This is a genomic window from Vibrio sp. ES.051, assembly GCF_002563795.1.
GTDB lineage: Bacteria > Pseudomonadota > Gammaproteobacteria > Enterobacterales > Vibrionaceae > Vibrio.
Map to the genome: position 1 here is coordinate 366,000 of NZ_PDJL01000004.1, position 17,657 is coordinate 383,656.

The window sequence follows — 17,657 nt, forward strand, 5'->3', positions numbered from 1 at the left end:
AGTACATGAAGATGTTTTGGGCTGGCGCGTGTTCGCTGTTGGTGATCACAGGTTGTGCATCCAATACCCCTGTATCATCATTGCCTGAAGGGGTAACATTCGTCGAGTCGTCGAAAGCGGAAGAAGGCAAAGTTAAAATCCCATACCAGAAATACAAGCTTGATAATGGCTTAACCGTTATTTTAGCGCCAGAAGACTCTGATCCATTAGTACATGTCGATATAACATACCATGTTGGTTCGGCTCGTGAAGAGATCGGGAAATCAGGATTCGCGCACTTCTTTGAACATATGATGTTCCAAGGGTCAGAGAACGTTGTTGATCAAGAGCATTTCAAAATCATCACGGAAGCGGGGGGAACTTTAAACGGCACCACTAACCGTGACCGCACTAACTACTTTGAAACCGTACCGGCTAACCAACTAGAAAAAATGTTGTGGTTAGAGTCAGATCGTATGGGCTTTTTGCTTGATGCTGTATCACAACGTAAGTTTGAAATTCAGCGCTCAACAGTCAAAAACGAGCGTGCCCAACGTTACGACAATCGTCCGTATGGACTGATTTGGGAGCGCATGTCAGAAGCACTGTATCCAGAGGGGCATCCGTATTCGTGGCAAACCATTGGTTATGTTGAAGATCTTGACCGTGTTGATGTGAATGATCTCAAAGCGTTTTTCTTGCGTTGGTATGGACCAAACAATGCAACCTTAACGATCGGTGGTGAGCTGGACGTTGAACAAACGTTAGAGTGGGTGAACAAATACTTTGGTTCGATCCCGCGTGGTCCAGAGGTGGAAAATGCGCCGAAACAGCCTGCAAAACTGCAAGAAGACAAATACATCACGCTCGAAGATCGTATTCAACAACCGATGGTCATGATCGCTTGGCCAACAACCTACAATGGCGAAGCAAGCCAAGCGTCTCTCGATACGCTATCGGAAGTGCTGGGTGGCGGTACAAACAGCGTGCTCTACCAAGACTTAGTCAAGACTCAAAAAGCGGTTGATGCTGGTTCATTTCATGATTGTGCTGAGCTTGCGTGTAACTTTTACGTGTACGCAATGGGGGATTCTGGAGACAAAGGCGACCTTTCAAAATTGTATGACGAGCTTTTACAGTCACTCAACCAGTTTGCTAAGCAAGGCGTAACGGATGACCGCCTAGAACAGCTGAAAGGCAAAGCGGAAGCGAATGCTATCTTTGCTCTAGAAAGCGTGAAAGGCAAAGTGACGCAGTTGGCGTCCAATGAGACATTCTTTGGCGATCCTGATCGTCTTGAACAACAGCTTGAGCAGATCCGCGCGGTTACGCCTGCATCGGTAGAAAAAGCGTATACGGATTTTATCCAAGGTAAGAACAAAGTGACGCTAAGCGTAGTACCAAAAGGAAAAACAGACTTGGCGGTCAAACCAGCCACCTTTGCGACGCCAGAACGAACGCTGCCAGAATACAAAAAGATCACCGATGACCAGCTAGCTTATCGCCGTGCGACGGACAATTTCGATCGTTCGGTACAGCCGCCAGTTGGTGAGCCAGTCAAGGCAACCATGCCCGACTTATATGAGATTCATTTCGATAATGGGTCCGAATTATTGGGCGCGATAAGTGATGAAACCCCAACGGTGATGCTGCAATTTAGTTTGCCTGCGGGAACGCGTTTTGTTGAAAAGGGTAAAGAAGGTTTGGCACAGCTGACAGCGGCGATGTTACAAGAAGGGACCACCAAACGCAGTGTCGAAGATATTCAAGCTGAGTTAGATACACTGGGTAGTGTGATCTCTGTAGATGCGACTGGCTATACGACCAACATCAGTGTGTCTTCTCTCAAAAAGAATCTCGATCCGACATTGAAGATCGTTGAGGAGATGTTGTTATCACCAGCTTTCAAACAACAAGACTTTGAGCGCGTAAAAATGCAGGCATTAGAAGGTTTGGTTTACGAACATCAAAATCCAAGCTGGATGGCGTCACAAGCAAGCCGCCAAGTACTTTATGGTGACTCTGTCTTTGCTCGCCCCAAAGACGGCACACAGGCGAGCGTGAGTGCTTTAACACTGGACGATGTCCGTGAATTTTACGCGCAGCATTACACCCCACAAAGTGCTCAGATCGTCGTGGTTGGTGATACCAACAAACAAGACATGGAACAGAAGCTCACGTTCTGGAAAAATTGGCAAGACGAAGCCGCCCCGTTGTATGCGCCGCAAAGTATCGCTGCGTTGGGTGAGCAGAAAATCCACCTTGTTGATAAACCTGGCGCTCCTCAAAGTGTGGTTATGATGGTGCGTCAGGGTGTGCCTTACGATGCTACGGGGGAGTTCTATCTGGGGCAGCTTGCTAACTTCAACTTAGCGGGTAACTTCAACAGCCGTATTAACCAAAATCTACGTGAAGACAAGGGCTACACTTACGGTGCATACGGTTATTTCTCAGGAAATCCAGAAACTGGTTCGGTTGTGTTTACAGCCCAAGTACGTGCTGACTCGACCGTTGCCTCTATCATCGAAATGAAAAATGAGTTAAACGAATACGCTTTATCAGGCATGACTGATGCGGAGCTGAAATTTATGCGCCAAGCCGTCGGTCAAAAAGATGCCCTGAAGTATGAGACGCCAACACAAAAAGCGCAACTTATCAGTGATATTCTGAAGTTCAACCTCGATCAGGATTATTTGCAGCAGAGAAACGCTATCGTAGAAAAAGTCGATAAGCAGAGCCTGAATGCACTCGCTCAGAAATGGTTTGATCCAAACGACTATCAAATTATTGTTGTTGGTGATGCTAAATCACTACGTCCTCAATTAGAAAAGTTGGGGAAAGACGTAGAAGAGCTTGAAATCATTCGATAGAGTACACATGTATACCAAATCACTTCGAGATGCTGAATCCGGTATTTTGAGGTTATTTGAACATAATAGCGGAGAGAGTGCTCTCCGCTATTCATCTAGATAAGCGACTTTTAATGGGGCATTTATCTAGGTGAAAAGACTATCAATAACTTAGCTTTCACTTGCATCGTATAGCAAGTGTCCTGCTCCCAATATAAGCGAACCTCATTTTGACTGATTTTGCTGCGCGACTAAAAAAAGTTGCATCAAACCCCGAAGTATTTAAGCAGTTTGGACGCGGTGTTGAGCGAGAAACTTTGCGCTATTGTCAGGATGGACATCTAGCGACAACACCTCATCCAAAGGGGTTAGGTTCAGCGTTCACCAACCAATGGATTACGACGGATTTTTCTGAATCATTGTTAGAATTCATTACTCCAGTGTCACATGAAATTCCAGAATTGATGGCACAACTGAAAGATATCCATCACTTCACGCAAACAAAAATGGGTGAAGAAAAGATGTGGCCGCTTTCTATGCCATGTTATGTCGGCTCGGAAGAGGACATTCAGTTAGCTCAGTATGGCTCTTCGAATGCAGCAAAAATGAAAACCCTGTACCGAGAAGGTCTAAAGCGCCGCTATGGCAGCCTGATGCAAATCATCTCAGGTGTGCATTTTAACTTCTCGTTCCCTGAAACATTTTGGGATGCGCTTTACGGCGAGCAGGATGAACAAGCCCGCCAAGATACGAAGTCTGATGCCTACTTTGCGTTGATCCGTAACTACTACCGTTTTGGCTGGATGATTCCATATTTCTTCGGCGCATCGCCAGCGTTATGCGGCTCTTTTATTCAAGGTCGTGAAACCGATCTGCCATTCGAGAAAATTGGTGGCACTTTGTATTTGCCGAAATCGACGTCTTTGCGTTTGAGCGATCTAGGCTACACGAGTAGTGCGCAAAGCATGCTGAAAATTGGCTTCAATAATATCGACCAGTATCTTGAAGGTTTAAGTGATGCTATTCGTCATCCATCCGAAGAGTTTGCGAAAATAGGCGTAAAAGTGGACGGGGAGTACCGTCAGCTTAATTCCAATATTTTACAAATTGAGAACGAGTTATACGCGCCCATTCGTCCAAAACGCGTATCGAAAAGCGGTGAAAAGCCCTCGGATGCTCTCAGACGTGCTGGTGTCGAATACATCGAAGTGCGTTCACTTGATGTCAACCCATTCAGCGTCGTTGGCTTAAATGAAGAGCAAGTGCGTTTCCTTGACCTTTTCCTTACTTGGGCAGCCTTGTCAGACTCTGACCCGATGGATAACTGTGAGTTAGAGTGTTGGCGTGATAACTGGAATAAAGTGATTGTTTCTGGTCGAGAAAAAGGCTTGATGCTTCAAATTGGCTGCCAAGGTGAGCGCTTATCTTTGCAAAGTTGGGGGCATCGAGTGTTTGGCGAGTTGCGTCAAATCGCGGTAGAAATGGATGCCGCTGCTGGTGGCACTGATTACCAAGATGTTTGCAATAAACTAGAAACATGGATTGATAACCCTGAGCTGACGATTTCGGGTCAATTATTAGATCTAACGAAAGAACTGGGCGGCCTCGGTAAGGTAGGGTGTGCACTTGGCATGAAATACCGTGAGGAAAACCTGGCTCATGCTTACCAGTATTATTCACAAGATATGATGGAAACAGAAGTCGCTTTATCAGTAGAAAAACAGAAGCAAGCTGAACAAAACGATACGTTGTCTTTTGACGACTTCCTGGAAGATTACTTCGCTTATCTGAAGCAATAATGTATGGGTAAAAACGGGGTGGGGTTGAACATTAAGAGGTTGGTTGTATCGGTGCTAGGAACTCTTTTGCTTACCGGGTGTGCGACGGCGCCGCCAAAGCAACAAGATAACCTATGTGAGATATTTCGAGAGAAATCGGATTGGTATGATGACGCCAAAGATATGGAAGAAAAGTGGGGGACTCCCATTCATGTTGCCATGGCGATTATCAAACAAGAGAGCAGCTTTCGACATGATGCCAAACCACCCAAAGATTACCTACTTGGGTTCATTCCTTGGGGGCGTGTAAGCAGTGCTTATGGTTATGCACAAGCCCAAGACCCAGCTTGGGGAGATTTCCAAGATGCAACAGGGCAAGGCGGTTCGCGTACTAACTTTGATGACTCTATGATGTTTGTCGGTTGGTATACCCATGAAACGCGCCGCCAGCTTGGCATTTCATTGTGGGACCCATATAACCAGTATCTTGCCTATCATGAAGGTAGAGGAGGATATAAGCGTGGTACTTATAAACGAAAGCCAAGCTTAATTAACGTCGCTCGGCGTGTTGAACAAACTGCAAAAACTTATGGCTGGCAGCTGAAACAATGTCGTCAGGAATTGGAAGACAACAGCAGCTGGTTCTTTTAACCCTAGGTCCGTCAGACTGGCTCTAGGGATGAACGACATAAATCCAATACCGACAGGGATTGGAATTACAATCAGGAGAGATGTAATGCCTTTACTCGATAGTTTTACCGTGGACCACACTCGCATGAATGCACCAGCAGTACGAGTGGCGAAAACCATGCAGACCCCAAAAGGGGATACGATTACTGTTTTCGACTTACGCTTTACTGCGCCAAACAAAGACATTCTTTCTGAAAAAGGTATTCACACCCTAGAGCACCTTTATGCTGGCTTTATGCGCAATCATCTTAACAGCGATTCTGTGGAGATCATCGATATTTCGCCGATGGGTTGCCGCACGGGCTTTTACATGAGTCTGATTGGCACGCCATCAGAGCAGCAAGTAGCGGATGCTTGGATTGCAGCCATGAAAGACGTGCTTAAAGTCGAGAGCCAGAGCAAGATCCCAGAACTGAACGAGTACCAATGTGGTACCGCGGCGATGCATTCACTAGAGGAAGCGCAGCAAATAGCGAAGAACATTCTTGATGCTGGCGTATCTGTTAATAAAAACGATGCTCTGGCACTGCCAGAATCGATGTTAAAAGAGCTGAGCATCAATTAAGAATATTGAGTCTTATTAAGCGCTAAATAAAAAAGAGCCTGATGATGTCAGGCTCTTTTTTATTTTACTGGTTTTTCTTCTTAGGGTAGACCCTAACTAACTTGATGCGGTTCTCGTTGATTTTAACGATTTCCATGGGGTGCTCTGCGACTCGAACACTTAGGTGGCTTTCCGGAATATCTTCAAGGTGTTCCAAAATAAGACCATTCAACGTTCTCGGACCATCGGTGGGTAAGTCCCACTTCAAGCCTTTGTTGATATCGCGGATATTGGTGCTGCCTTCAATAAGGAAACTGCCATCGCCTTGTGGGCTGATTTCATCTGACAGGCTAGGCGAAATCGATGTCGTAAATTCGCCAATGATTTCTTCAAGAATGTCTTCCAATGTTACCAAACCAATAATATCACCATACTCATCGACGATAAGGCCAATACGTTGTTTGTTGCGTTGGAACTTCAACATTTGGACGTTCAGCGGTGTCCCTTCCGGGATGTAATACACTTCATCTGCGGCGCGCAGTAGCGTTTCTTTATTGAACTCGTTTTTTTCTAGCATTAAGCGGTACGCTTCACGTAAACGCAGCATGCCAACCACTTCATCAATTTGGTCACGGTAAAAAACGATGCGTCCGTGTGGCGAGTGAGTTAATTGACGAACTATAGATTTCCAGTCGTCATTAATGTCTATTCCTGTGATCTCATTACGCGGCACCATAATGTCGTTCACAGTGACGTGCTCAAGATCCAAAATAGAAACCAACATATCTTGGTGACGGCGAGGGATGAGACCGCCAGCCTCGTTTACAACCGTGCGAAGCTCATCAGAGCTGAGGTGATCTTCTACAGAATGATCGGCCTTCACACCAAGTAAACGGATAAAACCGTTGGTAATAAAGTTAATCAACATCACCAAGGGTGAAAGTAACTTCATTAAAATCGTCAAAAGAATGCTACTCGCATACGAAACGCGTTCAGGATACAGTGCAGCAATGGTTTTTGGTGTCACTTCGGCAAAAACCAGCACAATCATGGTAAGCGCACCTGTAGCGAGGGCAACGCCAAGATCGCCATATAAACGCATACCAATAATGGTCGCGATAGCGGATGCGAGAATATTAACGAGGTTGTTGCCGATAAGAATAAGACCAATCAAGCGGTCTGGGCGGTTGAGTAGTTTTTCGACGCGCTTAGCACCTTTGTGCCCATTTTTGGCCAAGTGTTTTAAGCGATAACGATTCAGAGACATCATCCCTGTTTCTGAACCGGAAAAGTAACCTGATATGACGATAAGACACGCGAGTAGCGCAAATAAGATACCCGTAGATATGTCGTCCAAAACGTTGCTGTTCCTTGTATGTATTAGGTTATTTAACGGTAGAGTAAGTCCGTTAAGTCAGGGGTTAACGCGTACTGTATTTTATCTAGCCGCAAATATAAAGGACAGGGCCCTAAGGCGCCTAATTTAAGATGATTTCTTTTACGAAGCGGCTGCCAAAATAAGCCAAGGTTAACAATGTCGCGCCAGCGACAGCGAACCAAGTCACTTTTCGGCCACGCCAACCTTTTTGGTAATGCCCCCATAACAGTATTGAATACACCACCCACGCGATAAAAGAAAGAATACCTTTATGCGCCTTACCTTGGGCAAACATGTCTTGTACGAACACAAACCCGGTAATGAGTGTTGCCGTCAGTAGTACGTTACCAATCAAAATGATTTTGAAGAGTTGGCGCTCGACCATCAATAGTGGTGGTAAATTTGGGTTAATCGCCATCGATTTCTTTGCTTTGAGCTTGTGATCTAACCAAGCAAGCTGCAGCGCATAGAGGGCACCGATAGTCAATGTGGCATAAGAGAACAGCGCAAAAGAAATATGAATAAGTAGCTTAGGATCGTTTTCTAAGTGTTTAATAAAAGTGCTGGATAAGAACGTGGCGGCAGATAAATTGATGGCAGCAAAGCTATAAACCACTGGCAATAGAAACCACAGTCGATTTTTCAACATGGCGATGCTCATCACTAAAGAAATGATAAAACTGATCAGTGAAGCTACATTGAGAATACTGAGGTTTTGACCGGCACCACCAAATATGAGATCACTCAAGGTCCACGCATGAAAAACAAGCGCACAGGCCGCACTGGCAAACACCGTTTTTGCTTTGATTCCTGACTGCTGTGAGAGTCCGGGTATGATGGTCGCTATCGCCAGAATGTAAAGCATGGCGGCCGCGATGGCAATTAAGCTATCCATGAATCCTAAAGGTTATTGTGCACAATAGAACAAATTATACCTTGCATTACTCTTTGGGGCTACGTTATATCCGATATCAATCGTGAGAGATGAGATATTGAAATTAATAAGTTAACTTCCCATATAGGAATAGAGAAGCTGGACGGGTATGACTGTGACGTTGGCTAAGGTATACTCATACTAATTAATCGCCATTTTAGCGAAGAGACAAAGATGTTTGAGAATTTAACGGATCGATTATCCAAAACGCTGAAAAATATCAGTGGCAAAGGTCGTCTGACAGAAGACAACATTAAAGAGACCCTACGTGAAGTGCGAATGGCCTTACTTGAGGCTGACGTTGCATTGCCTGCCGTTCGTGAATTTATTAACCGCGTTAAAGAAAAGGCGGTTGGCGTAGAAGTGTCAAAATCTCTGACCCCAGGTCAGGAATTCATTAAGATCGTTCAATCTGAACTTGAAGCGGTCATGGGCGAGTCTAATGAAGCGCTCAATCTGGCCGCTCAACCGCCAGCTGTGATTTTGATGGCGGGCTTACAAGGTGCAGGTAAAACCACATCGGTGGGTAAACTATCGAAGCTCCTTAAAGAACGTGACAAGAAGAAAGTTTTAGTTGTATCGGCTGACGTTTACCGTCCTGCTGCAATCAAGCAGCTAGAAACCCTAGCGTCGGATATCGGTGTCGACTTCTTCCCATCTTCACCAGATCAAAAGCCAATTGATATTGCTAATGCGGCAGTTGACCATGCGAAGAAAAAATTCTACGACGTACTGATCGTCGATACCGCGGGTCGTTTGGCGATTGATGAAGAGATGATGGGTGAAATTAAAGAACTTCACTCCGCAATCACTCCAGTAGAAACGTTGTTCGTTGTTGATGCCATGACAGGGCAAGATGCCGCTAACACGGCAAAAGCTTTTGGTGATGCGCTGCCTCTAACTGGTGTGGTTCTCACCAAGGTAGATGGTGATGCTCGCGGTGGTGCGGCGCTTTCTGTTCGCCATATTACGGGTAAACCAATCAAGTTTCTGGGGGTCGGTGAAAAAACTGACGCGCTAGAACCTTTCCATCCTGATCGCGTGGCTTCGCGTATTCTAGGTATGGGTGACGTACTGTCACTAATTGAAGACCTACAACGCAACGTTGACCACGATAAAGCAGAAAAACTGGCGAAGAAGTTTAAAGAGAAGAAAGGCTTCGATCTTGAGGACTTCCGTGAACAACTTGGCCAGATGCAAAATATGGGCGGCATGATGGGTATGATGGACAAGCTTCCAGGGATGTCCCAGCTCCCAGATAATGTGAAAGACAAAGTTGATGATAAGATGTTCAAGCAAATGGAAGCCATTATTAGCTCCATGACAATGAAAGAGCGACAGCGTCCAGAAATCATCAAAGGTTCGCGTAAAAAGCGTATTGCTGCTGGCTCTGGTGTTCAGGTACAAGACGTAAACCGCATGTTAAAACAGTTCACTCAAATGCAAAAAATGATGAAAAAGATGCAAAAAGGTGGCATGAAAGGCATGATGCGCAACATGCAAGGCATGATGGGTGGCGGCGGTGGCTTTAACCCATTTGGTCGATAACTAATCGAACACGCTTAGTTTCAGGGTGTTAGGCACGTCACAAACTTTAAAATTTATTTCTGTTGGTGAAAAAGTAACTAAACCCCTTGCATTGCTCCGGGAGAAGAGTAAAATTCCGGAGCTTTAATTTGGCACGAGACCCCAAACTGTTTAATTACTTGAATGGTTATTGGGGTTAATTTTATTTTTGAGAAAGCAAAGAGGACGACATGGTAACCATTCGTTTGGCACGTCACGGCGCTAAAAAGCGTCCATTTTATCAAATCGTAGTAGCGGACAGCCGCAACGCTGCAACTGGCCGTTTCATCGAAAAAGTTGGTTTCTTCAACCCAACTGCTACAGGTCAAGAAGAAGGTCTGCGTCTAGACCTAGACCGTGTTAACCACTGGGTTGGTGAAGGCGCGTCTTTATCTGACCGCGTTGCTAAGCTAGTTAAAGACGCTCAAAAAGCGGCTTAATCTTTACTGTTATAAGTAGAAGCTAGTTTATGTCGATGAAAGGTAAAGAAACAATGAGCAACGAAAAGATTGTTGTAGGCAAGTTAGGTGCTACTTACGGCATTCGTGGTTGGCTTAAGGTTTTTTCCTACACAGACAATGCTGAAAGCATTTTCGATTACAACCCTTGGTATATTAACCAAAAGGGCAAGTGGGTAGAGCACAAAGTAGAAAGTTGGAAGCGCCATAACAAAGGGATGGTAGCTAAGCTGGAAGGTCTGGATGTTCGCGAAGATGCGCACTTACTGACAAACTTTGAAATTGCGATTGACCCTGCAGTACTCCCTGAACTGTCAGAAGATGAGTTCTACTGGCGTGAATTATTTGGGATGCAAGTCGTAACCACACAAGGTTACGATCTAGGTGTCGTTACTGACATACTAGAAACTGGCTCAAATGATGTTCTGGTTGTTAAAGCAAATCTTAAAGATGCTTTCGGGCAGAAGGAACGATTAATTCCGTTCCTTGAAGAGCAAGTGATTATTAGTATTGATCGCGAAGCTCAACGGATCGAAGTTGACTGGGATCCTGGATTCTGATCTCCAAAAACTACAGAGCGAGATAAACATGTGGGTTGGCGTTATTAGCCTTTTTCCTGAAATGTTCCGTTCTGTTACTGATTTTGGAGTAACAGGTCAAGCGGTTAAAAAAGGTCTTTTGTCGATTGAGACATGGAATCCTAGAGATTTTACTCACGATAAGCATCGCACTGTTGATGACCGACCTTACGGTGGTGGCCCTGGCATGTTAATGATGGTTCAGCCTTTGCGCGATGCTATTGAGACTGCTAAACAAGCCTCACCCGGTAAGACGAAAGTCATTTACCTTTCTCCTCAAGGTCGCAAGCTCGACCAAAAAGGAGTTGAAGAATTGGCAACGAATGAGAATTTACTTCTGATTTGTGGCCGGTACGAAGGGGTAGATGAGCGCATTATTCAATCTGAAGTCGATGAAGAATGGTCGATTGGGGATTTTGTGATGACGGGTGGTGAGATACCAGCCATGACGTTGATTGATTCTGTCTCACGGTTTATTCCGGGAGTGTTAGGAGATTTCGCGTCAGCAGAAGAAGACTCTTTTGCAAATGGCCTGCTAGATTGCCCCCACTATACGCGTCCTGAAGTGTTGGATGACAAAGAAGTACCAGCGGTACTGATGTCAGGCAACCATAAGGACATTCGTCAATGGCGACTAAAACAGTCGCTAGGCCGTACTTGGCTAAGAAGACCAGAGCTCCTGGAAAACCTAGCTCTGACTGACGAACAGGAACTATTACTTGCTGAGTTCATTAAAGAGCGTAACGCAAAGTAACCTAATTTATTTAGTATCAGTTTATTCTAGGAATTTAAAAATGAGTAACATCATCAAAGCTCTTGAGCAAGAGCAAATGAAACAAGACCTACCTAAATTTGCACCAGGTGACACTGTTGTTGTTCAAGTTAAGGTAAAAGAAGGTGAACGTGAGCGTCTACAGGCTTTCGAAGGCGTTGTAATCGGCATCCGTAACCGTGGTCTTCACTCAGCTTTCACTGTACGTAAGATCTCTAACGGTGAAGGTGTTGAGCGTACGTTCCAAACGCACTCTCCAGTTGTTGATAGCATTGAAGTTAAACGCCGTGGTGCAGTACGTCGTGCCAAGTTGTACTACCTACGTGAGCGTTCTGGTAAGTCTGCTCGTATCAAAGAGAAACTTGCTAAGAAGTAATGCTATAATTAGCGTTCTCATATTAAACGGAGTCCTTCGGGCTCCGTTTTTTTATGTTTTTAATTTGCTCTTTCCATTCGTGTAGTGTTATCGGTGCTTTACGCGTTTTTGTTTTGACCGAGTTAAAAATAGCGTCACTCAAGCATCAAAAGAAACAAGAATGGAAAAAGGGGTTGATGCAAAACATCAACCCCTTTTAGACATGCTTTATTTTAAATTTATCAGTATTGATCTTCCGACCAGCCATCACTGTCCGACATATCGGGTGCGCCTGGAATTGTATTCTCTTCGTCTGCCCATTCACCAAAATCAATCATTTGGCACATCTTGCTGCAGAAAGGGCGATGAGGGCTTTGTTCTCCCCATTCTACGTCAGCACCACACTGTGGGCATTGAACAATGATAATTTTAGACATAGTTTGTCGTCCCATTATTATTTGGTGTAAAGGGTATATAGTTATAAACCTGTGGGTAAATCGTCACTGAGAATGATAGTTTAGCTACAAACAGCGAGCTCAAATTCGATATCTTTCGTGCAAGCTTGGCCTGCCTCAAATGAAATAAATTTGATAGCAAAACGGTTTTTATGGCCTGAGATCATAGGATAAACACCGTACTTCATAGGAATATGAAGCCTTAGAATATTCGCACCATCGGCGTCACTTTGGAAGAAACCAGCACGGGCGATTTGAGACTTGAAATGCCCCGTTTCTCGAGTGAGCTTTAACCATAAGGCGAGTGCATCAGAGAGTGGTTTTAAACTTGCTTGCCATTGCTGAGCATCGTGTTTTTTACGTTCAATCGGTAAATGCAACCAGTAATGCAAGGCGGGTAAATCAAAACAGCATGAGCCGCCAGGCAAATTAAAACGTTGGCGGATAGAACTTAAGAAACGATCTTCTTTCAGTGCTTGGCCAAAACGCTCGGCGCTCATGAGCTGACTATGAACGACGTCAATTTCCTGAAGTAGTGCATTCAAAGCGTCTTGATCCACCCCATCAACATTCAACCAATGTCGATATGACAGTCGTTGTTTCTCAAGATCTTTCGCTAATTCACTTTTTAACTGAATCTGTTCAAAGATCTCTACCATATCGAAAAGAGCACGGAAAAAAAGCTGATAGTGGTGAGTTTCAGCAAAACCAGAGGCTAAGTGAGCCTGACGCAGCAGAGACTCTACTCTTAGATAGATGCGAGTTTTCTCATTTAACGGATGTTCAAATTTGTGCGTGGTCATCGACATAAGCCTTGGTGAGTTTCATTCCTATTTTCGCAGATCTTTCTTACACATGGCTAGGTACTTTTCATGCAAATTTGTGATTTGAAGCAAAAGATCTGGGTCGTTTGGGTTATTCTTAACCACATCGTCGGCAATAGCGAGCCTTTGTTCTTGCGATGCCTGGGACGCAAGGATGGCACGAACCTGATCTTCACTCACGTTGTCACGTTTTATGGTGCGAGATATCTGTGTACTTGGCTCTACATCAACCACAAGAACTCGGTCACATAAGTTATCCAGCCTGTTTTCGACGAGTAACGGTACAACTAACAGCGCGTAGTCTGATGTGACTTGTTGCAAATCTTCAATCATCTTTTCACGAATGATGGGGTGCAGTAGTGCGTTAAGCCATGCTTTTTCATTTGGGTTCGAGAAGATTTTTTCTCGTAGTTTGGTGCGATCCAGTGATTGGTCTTCACGAATGATATCGTGACCAAAGTGCTCAATAATTGCGTTTAAGCCTGGTGTGCCCGGCTCAACCACTTCTCTTGCGACTATATCGGCATCGACGATGTCGATTTTAAATTGCTGCTTGAACAGGTTCGCCACGGTGGTTTTACCGCTAGCGATACCACCTGTTAAACCAATTACCAAAGCCATTTACACTCCTAGAATTGAAGTAAAGTACCAATGTAAAATGTGATCGCCCCAGATTAAGCTTATCCACCCTGCGATGGCTAAGTAAGGGCCGAAGGGAAATGCTTTTTCAATGCCTTGCTTTTGCAAGCGAAGTTGAACCAAGCCAAATACGATGCCAACCACAGAAGAAAGTAGAATGATCATCGGCAGTGACTGCCAACCCAGCCAAGCTCCCAGTGCCGCCAGCAGTTTAAAGTCACCATATCCCATCCCTTCTTTACCCGTAAGCAGCTTAAATCCCCAATAAACAGACCAGAGACATAAGTAGCCGGCAATGGCTCCTATAATAGAGTCTTGCAGAGTAACAGGACTGATTTCGACTAATGCTAAGACAATGCCAGCCCAAGTTAATGGTAATGTTAATTGGTCCGGTAGCAGCATGGTATCAAGATCGATAAAAGTTGCCGCGATCAATACAAAGGTAAAAAAGATCAATGCGATGGTGAAGTCGCTGAGTCCAAAGTGATACGCAACAAATCCGGCACCAGCGGCGGTCAGCAATTCTATAAGTGAGTATCTAGGGCTAATAGGAGCATGACAATTATGACACTTTCCTTTCAAAAGTAGCCAACTGAGAACTGGGATGTTATCTCGAATACGAATTGGCGTGGCGCACTTCTGACAAGAGGAGCGTGGGATGCTCAAGGTTAGCACTTCTTTAGGCGGTGCTATTTTGTATTCAGGAAATGACTCGGCACATTCGCGTCGCCATTCTAATTCCATGATTTTAGGTAGTCGATAAATGACGACATTGAGAAAACTACCCACGATCAAACCGAAAATGGTGGCAAGCACAACGAATAGCCAAGGGTAGTATTGGAATACTTCCATATTTGTCTCTTGAGTGAAAAAAATCAAATCAGCAATATGCTGTTTTTAAGGGATTAACGGTTCATTCTAGCCCAATACACTCATTAAGTTAAAGATTGGCAAGTACATTGCTGTCACTAATCCGCCCACGACGACACCAAGAAAAACGATAATAAGTGGCTCTAGAATTTTACTTAAGTTATCGACGGTGTTGTCGACTTCAAACTCGTAGATCGTTGCAACTTTATTGAGCATATCGTCTAGTCGACCAGATTCTTCACCGATCATGACCATTTGTAATACCAGTTCAGGGAAGACATTACAGTTACGCATAGCGACATACATTGGCATTCCTGCGGCGGTATCACGATAAACTTCTTCAATCGCCAGTTGGTAATGCATATTACCTGACGTTTTGGACGTGGTTTTTAAGCTAGTAAGAATCGGAATACCAGCGGTGAAGCTGGTGGCGAGTGTTCGGCTAAATTTAGCAATAGCCGCTTTTGAGAGTACCGGACCAAGCACGGGAAATTTTAACACTGAGCGGTTCAGCATCAAGCGGAAAGAGTCGGAACGCTTGGCCAGTATTCGAGCCGAAAGAAACAAACTTACCGCCCCAAACCCAATAAAGGGGCTCCAGTTTTGTGTCCAAGCTGAAAGGTCTAACACTTGTCTGGTAAACCAAGGTAACTCTGCACCAAAACCGACAAACATTTTTTCAAATTCTGGGATCACTTTGGTCAACATTAGATAGGAAACCCCAAGTGCAACCAAAATAACCATCGCAGGATAAATCAATGCTTTGATCACTTTTGCTCGCAGTTGTTCATCCTTTTCGCGATAAGTAGCAAGACGCTCGAAGACTTCCGCTAAGTTACCGGATTGTTCACCTGTGGCAATTAAATCAGTATAAAGTGGGTCGAAATGTGAGCTTGCGGTACGCATCGCTTTGGAGATCGGAGTACCTGCCTCTACAGCACGCGTAACATTCATTAATATTGACTTCATCTCCGCTTTTTTGTGGTTGTCAGACACCAGTTTTAAGGCTTGAACTAATGGTACGCCCGTCACCAGCATTGTGGAGATTTGGCGAGTAAAAATCGTGATGTCTTTACCTTTGACTCGGTGACTCAGTTTGGTCAAAAAAGAGATGCTGCTTTTTTTAAGTTTTTTGATCTTGATATGCTGTGCATCTAAGCGTTCTCGAACTTCTATTTCGGTCATCGCTAAGGTTTGTCCAGAGGTCTTTTTTCCTGCGCTATTAATGCCTTTCCAGCGGAAGTTTTTGAGTTGTGGCGTTGTGGTCTTCATAGGGATTGACTGCTGATTAGAGGATTAAATTAAAAATAAAGCACACGCTGTAGCTCGTTAAAGCACGTGATTCCTTGTTTCAGTTTTTCTATGCCAGACATTTGCAGTGTGTGCATGCCGTTGGCGATGGCGAGCTTTTCGAGTTCATGAACAGAGGCGCCTTTGATGAGCGCTCCGGATAGTGATTCATCAAAGCGCATGACTTCGTAAATACCTGTACGGCCAGAATAGCCATGGGTGCATTCGTTGCAGCCACTAGGGTTGGCTTTAAAAAGGTTATCAGTCGATTGAATACCCAGGTGTTGCAGCTGAACGGTAAGCTCTTGAGGTTGTTTACACTGAGAACAAAGTTTACGCGCTAGACGTTGGGCAATAATCAAGCTGAGAGAAGAAGAAAGGTTAAAACTTTCGATGCCCATATTGGATAAGCGGATAACGGTTTCAGCCGCCGAGTTGGTATGCAAGGTAGAAAGGACCAAGTGACCGGTTTGTGCGGCTTTTATTGCGATTTCAGCGGTATCGAGGTCACGAATTTCACCGACCATGACCACATCAGGGTCTTGGCGTAGAAAAGATCGCAAAGCCTCCGCGAAACCAAAGCCGATCTTAGACTGAACTTGAACTTGATTGATACCAGACAGATTTATTTCTACCGGATCTTCAGCTGTAGAGATATTGATTTCAGGCTTGTTGAGGATGTTCAGCCCAGTGTACAAGGAGACGGTTTTGCCGCTCCCGGTTGGTCCCGTCATGAGGATCATGCCTTGTGGACGGCGCAGTGCATCAAGATACAACTGCTTTTGCTGCTCGCTATAACCCAGTTTGTCGATATCCAATGATGCCGAGCTGCTGTCGAGCAGACGTAATACGATCTTTTCACCAAACAGAGTGGGCAACGTTGATACACGCATATCAATGGCGGTGTCTTGATTTAGCTTTAATTTGATGCGTCCATCTTGCGGTAAACGTCGCTCGGCAATATCCAGCTTGGATAAAATTTTAACTCGAGCCGATAAACGCCGGCTCAAATGGCTTGGAGGCTGTTGCGTTTCGATCAAAATACCATCGCAGCGCAGACGAACGCGGAACATTTTTTCATATGGCTCAAAGTGAATGTCAGACGCGCCTTTACGCACCGCATCGAGCAAAATTTGGTTGATGTAGCGGCTCACCGGCGATTCGTCTTGGCTTAAGTCCTCGATGTTTTCAATTTCATCGGCGCCGACATCGACCAAGTTGGCCAGCTCTTCTTGGTTGATCTCCTTTAATCCCGACTTGTCTTGGCTGAGCGAGCGCCCATACAAGCGTCGAATCGCGGCGCTGAGTTCACGACAATCGGCCAATACCAGTTCGATTTGTAAACCGGTAGCAAAGCGGAAGTCATCTTCGGCTTGCTGGTTGGTCGGATCGGCAATGGCTAGTAATAGGGTGGAAGCGCTGCGCTGCAGCGGCAGCGCATGGTGGCTGGTGATTAATTCACGTAGACCGAGCTGTTGACACAGCGATGAGTATTGGTGCTGAGCGAGCTCAGCTCGGGTTAGGCCAAAGGTCTCACTCAAGTGCTCAACAAGTTCGCTTGAGGTGAAAAAACCAGAAACGAGCAACGCCTCCGGCATCGAAATGCCGGAGGCGTTCACTTGCTCAAGTAACGATTCTTCTTGGGTAAAGGTTAGTAACCCTTTTTGACGAAGAACCGTTGAGAGGTTGGTGTGCATT

At 45.0% G+C, this 17,657-nt stretch carries 17 protein-coding genes; 9 read left to right on the forward strand and 8 right to left on the reverse strand.

Going from position 1 to position 17,657, the window contains the following annotated elements:
* Positions 1-5: 5 nt before the first annotated feature.
* The 4 genes from ATG66_RS08155 to luxS all read left to right on the forward strand — a co-directional run bounded on the left by ATG66_RS08155 (position 6) and on the right by luxS (position 5,861).
* Entirely contained in the window at positions 6-2,849 is a 2,844-nt protein-coding gene (locus ATG66_RS08155; protein WP_098414826.1) for a M16 family metallopeptidase, read from the forward strand.
* A 209-nt stretch (positions 2,850-3,058) separates the two neighbouring features.
* Positions 3,059-4,627 (forward strand): glutamate--cysteine ligase, encoded by a 1,569-nt coding sequence (gshA, locus tag ATG66_RS08160; RefSeq protein WP_098414827.1) that lies wholly within the window; start codon positions 3,059-3,061, stop codon positions 4,625-4,627.
* A gap of 3 nt (positions 4,628-4,630) precedes the next feature.
* The gene (locus ATG66_RS08165) at positions 4,631-5,257 is read left to right on the forward strand and encodes a transglycosylase SLT domain-containing protein (RefSeq protein ID WP_257145727.1); all 627 of its coding nucleotides are present in this window, start codon (positions 4,631-4,633) and stop codon (positions 5,255-5,257) included.
* A gap of 85 nt (positions 5,258-5,342) precedes the next feature.
* Positions 5,343-5,861: an S-ribosylhomocysteine lyase gene (gene luxS / locus ATG66_RS08170; protein ID WP_098414828.1), complete on the forward strand. Its 519-nt coding sequence runs from the start codon at positions 5,343-5,345 to the stop codon at positions 5,859-5,861.
* Between the two features lie 64 nt (positions 5,862-5,925).
* Here the strand turns inward: luxS and ATG66_RS08175 are convergent, their stop codons facing one another.
* Positions 5,926-7,197: an HlyC/CorC family transporter gene (locus tag ATG66_RS08175; RefSeq protein WP_098414829.1), complete on the reverse strand. Its 1,272-nt coding sequence runs from the start codon at positions 7,195-7,197 to the stop codon at positions 5,926-5,928.
* Positions 7,198-7,318: 121 nt separating this feature from the next.
* Positions 7,319-8,113 carry a cytochrome C assembly family protein gene (locus ATG66_RS08180; RefSeq protein ID WP_098414830.1) on the reverse strand — a complete coding sequence of 265 codons (795 nt, stop codon included), beginning with the start codon at positions 8,111-8,113 and terminating at the stop codon, positions 7,319-7,321.
* A 213-nt stretch (positions 8,114-8,326) separates the two neighbouring features.
* Between ATG66_RS08180 and ffh the strand changes: the two genes are divergently transcribed.
* From ffh to rplS, 5 genes are all read left to right on the forward strand, one after another.
* Positions 8,327-9,700, forward strand: coding sequence for a signal recognition particle protein (ffh, locus tag ATG66_RS08185; RefSeq protein ID WP_098414831.1), 1,374 nt, complete (start codon positions 8,327-8,329; stop codon positions 9,698-9,700).
* Between the two features lie 209 nt (positions 9,701-9,909).
* Positions 9,910-10,158 carry a 30S ribosomal protein S16 gene (gene rpsP / locus ATG66_RS08190; RefSeq protein ID WP_098414832.1) on the forward strand — a complete coding sequence of 83 codons (249 nt, stop codon included), beginning with the start codon at positions 9,910-9,912 and terminating at the stop codon, positions 10,156-10,158.
* A 29-nt stretch (positions 10,159-10,187) separates the two neighbouring features.
* Entirely contained in the window at positions 10,188-10,736 is a 549-nt protein-coding gene (rimM, locus tag ATG66_RS08195; protein ID WP_098414833.1) for a ribosome maturation factor RimM, read from the forward strand.
* A gap of 28 nt (positions 10,737-10,764) precedes the next feature.
* A complete protein-coding gene (gene trmD, locus ATG66_RS08200; RefSeq protein WP_098414834.1) occupies positions 10,765-11,508 on the forward strand; it encodes a tRNA (guanosine(37)-N1)-methyltransferase TrmD in 744 nt (247 codons plus the stop codon).
* Between the two features lie 40 nt (positions 11,509-11,548).
* Entirely contained in the window at positions 11,549-11,902 is a 354-nt protein-coding gene (rplS, locus tag ATG66_RS08205; protein ID WP_098414835.1) for a 50S ribosomal protein L19, read from the forward strand.
* A 221-nt stretch (positions 11,903-12,123) separates the two neighbouring features.
* Here rplS and yacG read toward each other — a convergent pair whose 3' ends face one another.
* The 6 genes from yacG to pilB form a co-directional block, all read right to left on the reverse strand.
* The gene (yacG, locus tag ATG66_RS08210) at positions 12,124-12,318 is read right to left on the reverse strand and encodes a DNA gyrase inhibitor YacG (protein ID WP_098414836.1); all 195 of its coding nucleotides are present in this window, start codon (positions 12,316-12,318) and stop codon (positions 12,124-12,126) included.
* 80 nt (positions 12,319-12,398) lie between these two features.
* Positions 12,399-13,139, reverse strand: coding sequence for a cell division protein ZapD (zapD, locus tag ATG66_RS08215; protein WP_098414837.1), 741 nt, complete (start codon positions 13,137-13,139; stop codon positions 12,399-12,401).
* A gap of 27 nt (positions 13,140-13,166) precedes the next feature.
* Positions 13,167-13,781 (reverse strand): dephospho-CoA kinase, encoded by a 615-nt coding sequence (gene coaE / locus ATG66_RS08220; protein WP_098414838.1) that lies wholly within the window; start codon positions 13,779-13,781, stop codon positions 13,167-13,169.
* On the reverse strand, positions 13,782-14,651 hold the full coding sequence (locus tag ATG66_RS08225) for a prepilin peptidase (protein ID WP_098414839.1): 870 nt from the start codon (positions 14,649-14,651) through the stop codon (positions 13,782-13,784). It lies immediately after the preceding gene.
* 66 nt (positions 14,652-14,717) lie between these two features.
* Positions 14,718-15,941 carry a type II secretion system F family protein gene (locus ATG66_RS08230; protein WP_098414840.1) on the reverse strand — a complete coding sequence of 408 codons (1,224 nt, stop codon included), beginning with the start codon at positions 15,939-15,941 and terminating at the stop codon, positions 14,718-14,720.
* A 29-nt stretch (positions 15,942-15,970) separates the two neighbouring features.
* Positions 15,971-17,656, reverse strand: a complete 1,686-nt coding sequence (gene pilB, locus ATG66_RS08235) for a type IV-A pilus assembly ATPase PilB (protein ID WP_098414841.1) — start codon at positions 17,654-17,656, stop codon at positions 15,971-15,973.
* Position 17,657: the final 1 nt, after the last annotated feature.

Excerpts from the sequence above, each read along its gene's own strand:
- luxS (WP_098414828.1), top strand. The coding sequence starts at position 5,343 with ATGCCTTTACTCGATAGTTTTACCGTGGACCACACTCGCATGAATGCA.
- rplS (WP_098414835.1), top strand. The coding sequence starts at position 11,549 with ATGAGTAACATCATCAAAGCTCTTGAGCAAGAGCAAATGAAACAAGAC.
- ATG66_RS08225 (WP_098414839.1), bottom strand. The coding sequence starts at position 14,651 with ATGGAAGTATTCCAATACTACCCTTGGCTATTCGTTGTGCTTGCCACC.
- ATG66_RS08230 (WP_098414840.1), bottom strand. The coding sequence starts at position 15,941 with ATGAAGACCACAACGCCACAACTCAAAAACTTCCGCTGGAAAGGCATT.
- yacG (WP_098414836.1), bottom strand. The coding sequence starts at position 12,318 with ATGTCTAAAATTATCATTGTTCAATGCCCACAGTGTGGTGCTGACGTA.
- ATG66_RS08180 (WP_098414830.1), bottom strand. The coding sequence starts at position 8,113 with ATGGATAGCTTAATTGCCATCGCGGCCGCCATGCTTTACATTCTGGCG.
- ATG66_RS08165 (WP_257145727.1), top strand. The coding sequence starts at position 4,631 with ATGGGTAAAAACGGGGTGGGGTTGAACATTAAGAGGTTGGTTGTATCG.
- pilB (WP_098414841.1), bottom strand. The coding sequence starts at position 17,656 with ATGCACACCAACCTCTCAACGGTTCTTCGTCAAAAAGGGTTACTAACC.
- rimM (WP_098414833.1), top strand. The coding sequence starts at position 10,188 with ATGTCGATGAAAGGTAAAGAAACAATGAGCAACGAAAAGATTGTTGTA.
- trmD (WP_098414834.1), top strand. The coding sequence starts at position 10,765 with ATGTGGGTTGGCGTTATTAGCCTTTTTCCTGAAATGTTCCGTTCTGTT.
- ffh (WP_098414831.1), top strand. The coding sequence starts at position 8,327 with ATGTTTGAGAATTTAACGGATCGATTATCCAAAACGCTGAAAAATATC.
- coaE (WP_098414838.1), bottom strand. The coding sequence starts at position 13,781 with ATGGCTTTGGTAATTGGTTTAACAGGTGGTATCGCTAGCGGTAAAACC.
- rpsP (WP_098414832.1), top strand. The coding sequence starts at position 9,910 with ATGGTAACCATTCGTTTGGCACGTCACGGCGCTAAAAAGCGTCCATTT.
- zapD (WP_098414837.1), bottom strand. The coding sequence starts at position 13,139 with ATGACCACGCACAAATTTGAACATCCGTTAAATGAGAAAACTCGCATC.
- ATG66_RS08155 (WP_098414826.1), top strand. The coding sequence starts at position 6 with ATGAAGATGTTTTGGGCTGGCGCGTGTTCGCTGTTGGTGATCACAGGT.